This is a genomic window from Endozoicomonas sp. ALC013, assembly GCF_049310205.1.
GTDB lineage: Bacteria > Pseudomonadota > Gammaproteobacteria > Pseudomonadales > Endozoicomonadaceae > Endozoicomonas.
Map to the genome: position 1 here is coordinate 1 of NZ_JBLYNS010000172.1, position 8,865 is coordinate 8,865.

General features: G+C 45.6%; 10 protein-coding genes. 5 read left to right on the forward strand and 5 right to left on the reverse strand.

Annotated features, from left to right (window positions below; all coding sequences use genetic code 11):
- The first annotated feature begins 932 nt into the window (after positions 1-932).
- From ACO6V1_RS20905 to ACO6V1_RS20915, 3 genes are all read left to right on the forward strand, one after another.
- Positions 933-1,508: a hypothetical protein gene (locus tag ACO6V1_RS20905; protein WP_422446567.1), complete on the forward strand. Its 576-nt coding sequence runs from the start codon at positions 933-935 to the stop codon at positions 1,506-1,508.
- A gap of 741 nt (positions 1,509-2,249) precedes the next feature.
- Positions 2,250-4,019: an SGNH/GDSL hydrolase family protein gene (locus tag ACO6V1_RS20910; RefSeq protein ID WP_422446571.1), complete on the forward strand. Its 1,770-nt coding sequence runs from the start codon at positions 2,250-2,252 to the stop codon at positions 4,017-4,019.
- 341 nt (positions 4,020-4,360) lie between these two features.
- Entirely contained in the window at positions 4,361-5,407 is a 1,047-nt protein-coding gene (locus ACO6V1_RS20915; protein ID WP_422468345.1) for an START domain-containing protein, read from the forward strand.
- Positions 5,408-5,432: 25 nt separating this feature from the next.
- Here ACO6V1_RS20915 and ACO6V1_RS20920 read toward each other — a convergent pair whose 3' ends face one another.
- The 3 genes from ACO6V1_RS20920 to ACO6V1_RS20930 all read right to left on the reverse strand — a co-directional run bounded on the left by ACO6V1_RS20920 (position 5,433) and on the right by ACO6V1_RS20930 (position 7,264).
- Positions 5,433-5,675 carry a hypothetical protein gene (locus ACO6V1_RS20920; protein WP_422468347.1) on the reverse strand — a complete coding sequence of 81 codons (243 nt, stop codon included), beginning with the start codon at positions 5,673-5,675 and terminating at the stop codon, positions 5,433-5,435.
- 41 nt (positions 5,676-5,716) lie between these two features.
- Positions 5,717-6,661: a C2H2-type zinc finger protein gene (locus tag ACO6V1_RS20925; RefSeq protein WP_422446577.1), complete on the reverse strand. Its 945-nt coding sequence runs from the start codon at positions 6,659-6,661 to the stop codon at positions 5,717-5,719.
- Between the two features lie 180 nt (positions 6,662-6,841).
- On the reverse strand, positions 6,842-7,264 hold the full coding sequence (locus ACO6V1_RS20930) for an organic hydroperoxide resistance protein (protein WP_422446579.1): 423 nt from the start codon (positions 7,262-7,264) through the stop codon (positions 6,842-6,844).
- Between the two features lie 158 nt (positions 7,265-7,422).
- Here ACO6V1_RS20930 and ACO6V1_RS20935 point away from each other — a divergent pair, with 158 nt between their 5' ends.
- Positions 7,423-7,833, forward strand: a complete 411-nt coding sequence (locus ACO6V1_RS20935) for a MarR family winged helix-turn-helix transcriptional regulator (protein ID WP_276328469.1) — start codon at positions 7,423-7,425, stop codon at positions 7,831-7,833.
- Positions 7,834-7,924: 91 nt separating this feature from the next.
- Here ACO6V1_RS20935 and ACO6V1_RS20940 read toward each other — a convergent pair whose 3' ends face one another.
- Positions 7,925-8,341 carry a hypothetical protein gene (locus ACO6V1_RS20940; RefSeq protein WP_101745577.1) on the reverse strand — a complete coding sequence of 139 codons (417 nt, stop codon included), beginning with the start codon at positions 8,339-8,341 and terminating at the stop codon, positions 7,925-7,927.
- 111 nt (positions 8,342-8,452) lie between these two features.
- Between ACO6V1_RS20940 and ACO6V1_RS20945 the strand changes: the two genes are divergently transcribed.
- Positions 8,453-8,695 (forward strand): hypothetical protein, encoded by a 243-nt coding sequence (locus ACO6V1_RS20945; RefSeq protein ID WP_422446585.1) that lies wholly within the window; start codon positions 8,453-8,455, stop codon positions 8,693-8,695.
- Here ACO6V1_RS20945 and ACO6V1_RS20950 read toward each other — a convergent pair whose 3' ends face one another.
- A complete protein-coding gene (locus tag ACO6V1_RS20950) occupies positions 8,696-8,863 on the reverse strand; it encodes a pseudouridine-5'-phosphate glycosidase (protein ID WP_422468349.1) in 168 nt (55 codons plus the stop codon).
- Between the last annotated feature and the right edge of the window lie 2 nt (positions 8,864-8,865).

Consider the following 8,865-nt stretch of genomic DNA (forward strand, 5'->3'; position numbering starts at 1 on the left):
ACCACGGCCCTGGTTCCGGTAAACCCTTTAGATTCAATGGCGTCTTGTGAAGATGATGGCTTCAGGGTGCCATCAGCAGGATCAATAGCCTGCTGATACTGAACTTCATTACCTGAAGCTGTGCCTGTAATGCCCATAGTACTTTATTACCTGATTATCAGTATTTTTTTCATAAGATGAGAATCAAAACAATCCAAACAGCATTTAAGCAAATAATCTGCACAGAATCCTTTTGTTTCCTAATAAAAGAAAATAAAACAATACTTTTATAAAAATTATTAGTCATAAACTATAATTTAATATTTCAACAATTAGATAATTCCATAAACAAAGTTAACGTAGAATCAAATATCATTCTTGGTTATTCCCGATTACAGGATTTTCTAACAGCACATTTAATACCAACCAACAACTTCAATTCACAGTTTAAAGCTTCTGAATCGCCCGGTTCTGCTGGAATTGTGCCCTTCTCGCTTGCAGTGGCTCACGGGCAGTCGGGAACAGCTAAGGTTTCCAAAGAGTTTTACATCGTTATTGCTGATATCCATATCAATCATTTATGCATTTTTGACATAAATAGTAAGCGACTTGTGTCAGGAGGGAACTTTTATAAAGTATGAGAGGTCTTAAGCTTTAATTCAATATCTCAATAATTCAAAAATTCAATGTACATATCCGATTTTGACTCAATTTTCATTTCTGACTACTCATGGTTACAGGAGTTTCTGGATGCACACTCAATACCAAATGATCCTTTAGATTCACAGCCAAGTATGGCTGGCCACTCTATACAGACACCTGACTCATTCTATGATGGGTATTTAAATCAGGATGTAATAAATCTGGACACACTACCGGCTCCACATTCACTGAGTGATTTTTCAATTTCTCATTTACCATCCACAACAAAATTTGAGCAAATAACCCATAAGTTGTCTCCGGAAAATTCATTAGCTGTTTTTTCTCAGCCACCATCACGTCCAGTTGTTCAAGTTGATCCATTAAATAAAGACCCACAAGAGCAAGTTACAATTGAAACCAGTCAGTTTAAAGCACATGAATCGTCCGGTTCTGATGAACCTCGGCTCCTCACGCTCGCTGTACCTCACGAGCAATCCGGGAAAATCAAGGCTGCCAAAGCCCGGGCACAGTCCGAGAAAAAGAAGGATTGCCGGAAGGCTTACGAGCAGTCCGAGAAAGGGAAGGCTGTCAAGAAGACTTACCAGCAGTCCGAGAGAGGGAAGGCTGTCAAGAGGACTTACCAGCAGTCCGAGAAAGGGATGGCTGTCACGAAGACTTACCAGCAGTCCGAGAAAGGGAAGGCTACCAAGAGGGCTTACGGACAGACCGAGCAACGGAAGGCTTATATTAAGGCTTACTACAAAGTTCTCAGGAATACCGGTGATAAAGAACAAGCAAAAATCGCTGGTAAGCAAGCTGCCGCCTTTGTAAGGAATAAAGCAAAAAATAATGGGCTTGAATCTACCTCTATGCCCCAAAAGAGGTAGAAGAGACCGTTACACTGACTACGAAATACTCGCTTACGGCATGAGATGAGTCTTTACCGGGCAGGAGTCGAACCTGCTTTCAACGAATGATTTCAGCTCATGGAGCCTCACACATCCTTGGGCTTAGCCTGTCGCGAAGGAACATTTATAAAGAGAAGTGATCAGTGATCCAAAGTATTATTGAATAATTCAGTCATCCCATGTTGAGCAATAACAATAATTTACGGCAAATCTGTTTTTGCGGCCTCCTTGGCCTGGCTCCTGTCGCCCATACTCAGGCCAATGATCAATCACGCCCTGCCGTTTATCAACAAATTCCTGTTTCTTTAGCTTCCCCTCAGCCAAACAATTTAACTAACGGATCGGAAAGGTTATCCAGCCGCAATCCAGTGGCAAAAGACTCAAAGAGCAAAAAATTTACATGTAGCCGGAAAGGGTGTGGTGAAACATTCAGATTTGATATTGCACGTTGCCTACACGAGAGATCGGTTCATCTGATTACAAAAAACTATAAATGCCACGTATGTAAAAAACGGTTTACTCAAAAAGCTGGTTTAGAAAGACATGCCTCTGTCCACTCTGGGGTTAAACCATATCTTTGCCTGATATGCGTTAAATCTTTTTCTCAATCTTCTAACTTATATACTCATATAAAAAACTGCCATCAGATTCAGCCTGTAAATCATGATAACTGGGTTAAAATTGAGGAACATGGGTAAGTAGTTCAGTCAGGGCCAGACCATGAAAAACTGTTGGTATACACTGATCACCTGCTGCCTGGTTTTGTTTTCCCTGCAAACCAGTGCGCACCATGAGCCGAATATAAGCAGTCCTGTAGTAATCAAACCTGAGCCATGGAGCCCTCATACCTTACTGGTATTTGGGGACAGCCTCTCAGACAGTCATGGTGATGATTTTCATACACCTGATTCAGCGCTTTCTACCTTCAATCTGCTGAAAACCCTGAGGGGGGATTTCAACCCGATGGTCGAAGAGCCCCCCATTGATCTGAGCCAGTTCTTCTCCCGCGCCAGCAGCATCCGGAATATTAAACAAACATTTGCACTCTACCGGATAGAACTTCAGGCAGAAAAACGTGAACAAAGCTTTATCCGGCAGCTAATGACCGGGTTGGAAGAGCATGCGGTGAACCAGCTGGAATCACTGCTGACGAACATACTGGCAGGCCTTGAATACATGGAACAGAAGCTGGACAGTCCCCTGCTCGGGGCGGTACAACGCACCACCCGCTTTCTCCGCACTATTCAGCATTCCTATATTGCCCGTCAGATGCCTTCCATCAAAAGTATCAGCAGACTTCTGGCCAATAAGACCGAGGCCCTGGGTGAAATTATCAGGGCAGACCTGTTCTCTATGATTCCTGCCGTGGCTGAAGAGACCTTACTGTCAACCACCAGCCAGTTTGCAGACCAGATCCCTCTCCTGCCGGACAGCCAGCACTACGAAAAAGGGAAGTGGACCACCGGCAGAGAGATGGATTTGATGTGGCCCGAGGTGCTGGTCAGAATGATGTCATACCCGAATCAGCACAAAGTGAACCTTGATAACCGGGCCATGGCAGGCAGCTGGATACTCTGTGCTGAAAGTAAGCTGGGCAGACCCGGTGCCTTCCTGAGTTCTGTGGAGGGGGTCATGGATGCTGTTGTCACGCTCTTTCAGGGCAGCCTTATACCCCCTTGTGAGGGTCTGATTGTTCAGTCCTATCTGAGTGAGCGCAATGGCAAGGTCGGTAAAGACACTTCCAGCCCACTGATCCTGCCGGACACCCTGGTGGTCTTTTTTAATGGCGGTAATGATTTCCTGAATAACTGGCAGGAACCTGACGATATTGCCCAGGAACAGGCACAGGATATTTACAATGTGCTGCAAGCAGGTGCTCAGCGGGTTATCGTGTTTTCACTGCCCGATATCACTTCCACGCCCAGGTTTCTTAACGCCCCCGAACGACAGAAGTTGCATGAAAAATGGCGAGTATACAATGCCAGCCTGAGTATGAGAATCAACCTGCTAAGGGAATCATTTCCTCAGCACTCTGGTTATCGTGTCATGAAAATTGATGGTGAAGAAGTGTTTGAAGTTCTGCGACAAGATCCTCAATGGGATTTTGTGCACCCTATTCTGAATATTCCGATACCGGGTATAGATGACGATGGAGAGGTTGAAATAGATCGCCGGGCCCTTATTGCACAAAAGCGAAAAGAGGCTGAACAGCAGCGCAACATTTTTACCCGGGAACTGCTAAACAATGCGGCATTTGATGACAGCTGGCACCCCGTCTGCAATCATTTGTCTCAGATAGCTCCGGGAAAAACAGCATTTTACAGCGACAGTGTGCATCCGAGTGCAGAGGCCCATTATGCCATTGCAGAACAAGTGTGTCAGATCCTGGAAGACCGGTTTAACATTCCCTGCGATACCAGCAACTACCCTGAGGCACTGGCCATAAAAGAGGCACAACATCGCAAACATCCATTGGTTTTAAGTAATTAAGTAGCTGGCCATATGGAATCACATATTTCTGGCTACTTGGGCAGGTGCTATCCGAGGCACAACGGAGGGAGCATAGCCGTAGCTATGTGACCGGAGTTGTAACGAAGCACGACTGCATGGATGCAGGAGCTAGAGCAACGCAGGAGCAGTTGCCGGGAGTGCCTGAACAAGGAGTCACAAATATATGATTTCATATGGTTAGCTACTTAATGCCAGGAGGCTGAAAACGACTGCCCTGACAATCAGGGCAGATAAAACCGACATTACTCGACTTGACATTTATTTTTCATGGGCTTTTATAGTGGCATTGTGCGAGTTGATCAAGACTATCTGGTTACAAAATGCGAGCATGTCAAGGTAATCCCCAATTTGATGAATACAGTAGTAGATCAATTAGCAGGCCGGGGACCCAGCGTCAGAATGATGTCGGTACATGGCATACTAATTTAGTTTCCGTAGAAGAAAATGTAGCCCACTCTATTCAAGACTTACCTGAGGGTGGCAAGCAGGCACCAGCAACAACATCAGCAAAAAAGCCATTAGAAGACAGGCAAATATCACCAGGTTTTCAGGTAACACATTCCCCGGATGGGAACGCTGCAAGGTGTCCGGTTACCCCTGTCTTTGTTGAATCAAAGGGGCAGAGGTACAAGCTGATGCAACTGCCCGACTTCGTTAAACTGCGTGACTTCGCCGGGAGCCAGGATGGCAAGTGGACAAAAGTCTATGAGGATAGCCAGAAAGCTATTCTCGTGGAGTCCAGGCCAGAGGATCTGAAGCCTGGTGAGAAAGGCACCGGATTCAACATTGTCCGTGCAACTGTCCAGTGGGACGATATTAATCCCGAAACACTGTTCAACACACTGCATGATGCAGACTACCGCAAAACCTGGGACAAGAAGATGGTTGAGGGGCGCGACATCTGTCAGCTGGATTACCGGAATGACATTGGATATTACGCAGTGCAACCCCCTTGGCCGATCTCGAAACGTGATTTCTGCAACATGCGCTCCTGGATGGAGTTTACCAACGGTGAGTATATCATTATGAACCACAGCGTGGACCATGCAGACTGTCCTGAGCGGGAAGGATTTGTAAGGGCTCGCTCATTTATCACTGGGTATTACATGATACCGACCCATTTTGGCGGGACTAAACTGATATTTATCTCGCACTCTGATCCAAAGGGTTCCATACCGGCGTGGCTGGTTAACAACCTCTTGGGCAAGGTGATTCCTGACACGATTACTAACTTGCATGATTGTGCCCTGAAATACGACACCTGGGCTTCAGAGAACCATGGCTCTGATACAAAATATAAATGGCGTACACCAAAGATCGACTGGAACGACTTTACCCGGGAAGTCCAGGATAATTATGATGACTGATCCTTATGAGTGCGTTCGTGTCTTCTCAGATTTTGCTTCGTGATATATCCCCTATCGCAACCCCCAAACTCACATGGAAATGGATAAGCTTTTCTTCGCCCGGCTTACGTTTGATGCCAGGGTCATAAGGCTTCTCTTGAGCTATTACCTGTCGGTTAAAAGATGCTGAGGCCGATGCTGTTTGCCCGATGGCCTTAGCCAATAAAAATTGAGCGATAGCTTCAATTTTTGAACCTGATCCGGAAGCTTTGACATACCTTGAATTCATATTATTTTAGATTTAGCTCCATGGCAAAACTCTTACCGAATTCACGAACTCTCATTTAAATGACTACGTTCATGTAATTTCATCTTGTTCTTTGTGATAAATCTCCTGCCACAATCCACAAACTCACATTTAAATGGCTTATAGCCCGTATGAATGCGTCGGTGTACTTGCAGATTTTGACTCGTGGTAAACTTCTTATTGCAGTCCACATACTCACATTTATATGGCCTCTCCCCCGTATGAATGCGTCGGTGTACTTGCAGATTTTGACTCGTGGTAAACTTCTTATTGCAATCCACATACTCACATTCATATGGTCTCTCCCCCGTATGCATGCGTTGGTGTCTTTTTAGATCAGACTTCCTGGCAAACGCTTTTCTGCAACCCTCAGAATCACATTCATACGGCCAATGCCCCGTATGAATGAATTGGTGTGCTTTTAGATCATAATTCCTGGCAAATGTTTTTCTGCAACCCGCAAAATCACATTTAAACGGCTTCAGCCCCACATGAGTACGTTGGTGTACTTGCAGATTATTGCTTCGAGTAAATGTTTTACCACAACCATCCCATCTACATCGATAAGTTTTTCTTTCTTTTAATGGCAGGGCTACTTTACTGGGTGGCTGGTACTCCTGTTCACTGGTCTGCAAGTTTTGCCCATAACATTCAACCAAGGGGTAAAACTCGTAGCGTTGACTGTTCTGACCCGATCCTGAAAACTGTTGACCCTGTCTGCCAGAAACCGGGTTTGCAAGGGTGGTTAATGTGCATCTTTTCTCGCTGAAGTCTTGAGTGACACGCTTTTCTTCGCCGGGCTGACGTTTTAAGCCAGGGTAATAAGGCTTGTCTTGAGTTCTTACCTGTCGGTTAAAAGATGTTGAAACCGATGCTGTTTGCCCGGAACTGGCCTTAGTTGCTAAAAATGGAGCGATAACTTCAACTTTCGAACCGGGCTGGTTAGCCGTGACATTAACTGAATTCATGAATTTGTCATCTTTTTTGATTGATACTTGAATTATGACATATTCATGGTTGTATGATGCTTCATCCGGAATATGGATAAATCATCCGACTCCAGGAGGCTGCATTGAAAAGTAATGATGCCCGCTTTTGCAGGCATCATTACGTCCCATCAAGACAATTTTCAGGCGTGCATTTCCGGATTAAATAAGCTGACCATTGGCGGATATCTGAACATCAATGTTGCCACGGACGGCATTAGAGTATGGACACACCTGATGTGCAACCCGAACCAGTTCCAAAGACTGCTCCCGGGGTAAATCCAGGTTTACTGTCAGACTGACAGTAAGTGCAAAGCCACCACTGGCATTCGGGCCAATGCCCACTTCGGATGTGACCGGGGCAGCTTGCAAAGCTACCTTGCTTTCACGGGCAACATGAAGAATGGCGTTTGAGAAGCAGGCAGCGTAACCCGCGGCAAACAGCTGCTCAGGATTCGTCGCCGCACCAGTACCACCCATTTCTTTTGGGTAGGACAGCTCCAGATTTAACATACCATCGTCTGTTTTTACCTGTCCGTTACGACCAGCCAGAGCAGTTGCCTGAGTTTTATAGATAGAAGTCATGGTAATATCCTTTGCTATTTATATTGTGAACAACTTAATTGCTGACAATATTTTATCTGAAAAAGAGCGAAAGACAAGTATATTGTGTGCAATTTATTTTATGGGTGCGGCTGATGGCTCTTTGTGAACAGAAAACTCAACTCTCTGCGGAAGAGCACATGTTGCTGGATCATCAGGTGTGTTTTCCGCTTTATAGTGCATCAAATGCCGTGGTTCGGACTTATCGTCCATTACTGGATAAGCTGGATCTGACGTATGCCCAATATCTGGTGATGATGGTGTTGTGGGAAAATGATGGCATCAGTGTAAAGGATATTGGCGCAAGACTGCATCTGGATTCTGGCACATTAACCCCTCTTTTGAAGCGGCTGGAGGGCAAGGGCCTGGTCGAACGTGGACGCAGTGAGCAGGACGAACGCGTGCGCGTGTTAAAACTGACTGAGGAAGGAACCGGATTAAAAAAAGAGGCGTTGCAGGTGCCTGCTCAAATGAAATGTAAAATCCAGCTTGACCTTGATGAATTAATCACTTTAAAAAAGCTGTGCGAAAAAATAGTTGCAACGCTGTAGAACATTAATGCAAAAAAGGCCTGACACCCCTGCAATGCACACTCTCTGCCCGGGAAAGACATACCAGTGCCTTCAGGATGTGACACAACCGTTAAACACTGTGCCGTCGACTCAATGTCTGGCGGGCAACGTCGTTGCCGGGATTATTAGATAACCTGACGTTATTATCCTGATCGTTGGTTTCCAACCACTGATTGATTGAGGCTGCTGTGGGAGTAACGGTGTGATTATCTGCACCCGGGAACAACGCATTCAAACCATTGGTAACATTTCGCACACCATCGACAACTGCCAATAATGAATGGTGAATTGAATACCCACATAAGTAACCCAGGCCTGCGCCAACCGCACTGGAAGCAGCCAACGTCACCAATCCTGGATCCTGGACTTTTTTAATGCAAATAAGAAACCCTGCGAACACCCCATAGCCTGTAAGTGCTTTTACCAGGTTAGGTGTTTCAGCTTGCTGCCCGGAAGTAGCAGGCGTATAAGAAATGCTTATGTTCATTATTCTTTTCCTCAGGATCACGAAAGTCTCAGAGTAGCACAAGAGACAGACTGTCATTAATTTGGAGGCATTGTCGGCACTGATTACCAGGGTAAAGGTACCGGTCAGGCATTGATCCACTTTGGCCTGCGTACATTAAAAGACAATGGCACAGAGTTGGTATTCACCTATGGTGATCCTGATTACTACTGTCGAACAGGTTTTGCGCCTGTCAGTGAAACCGTGATCAAAGCACCACTGCCGTTGTCCCATCCGGAAGGTTGGTTAGGCCAGTCGCTGGTTAGTAAGGAGATTGAGCCAATCGCTGGCAAACCACACTGTGTCGAGGCGATGAATAAGCCGGACATCTGGTAATCAAGTAACAGGGTAGTCAATGTCTGCCGCTGTCAAGAATGATGTAATACGATCGTGCAAAATAATCATGGTATTAGGCACAGCATCAGCATCACGGATGATTTTCTCCACGGCATAAGCCGTTTCAACATTCTCAGGCCAGGGCTTGCGAAACCTCAGGGCTGATATCC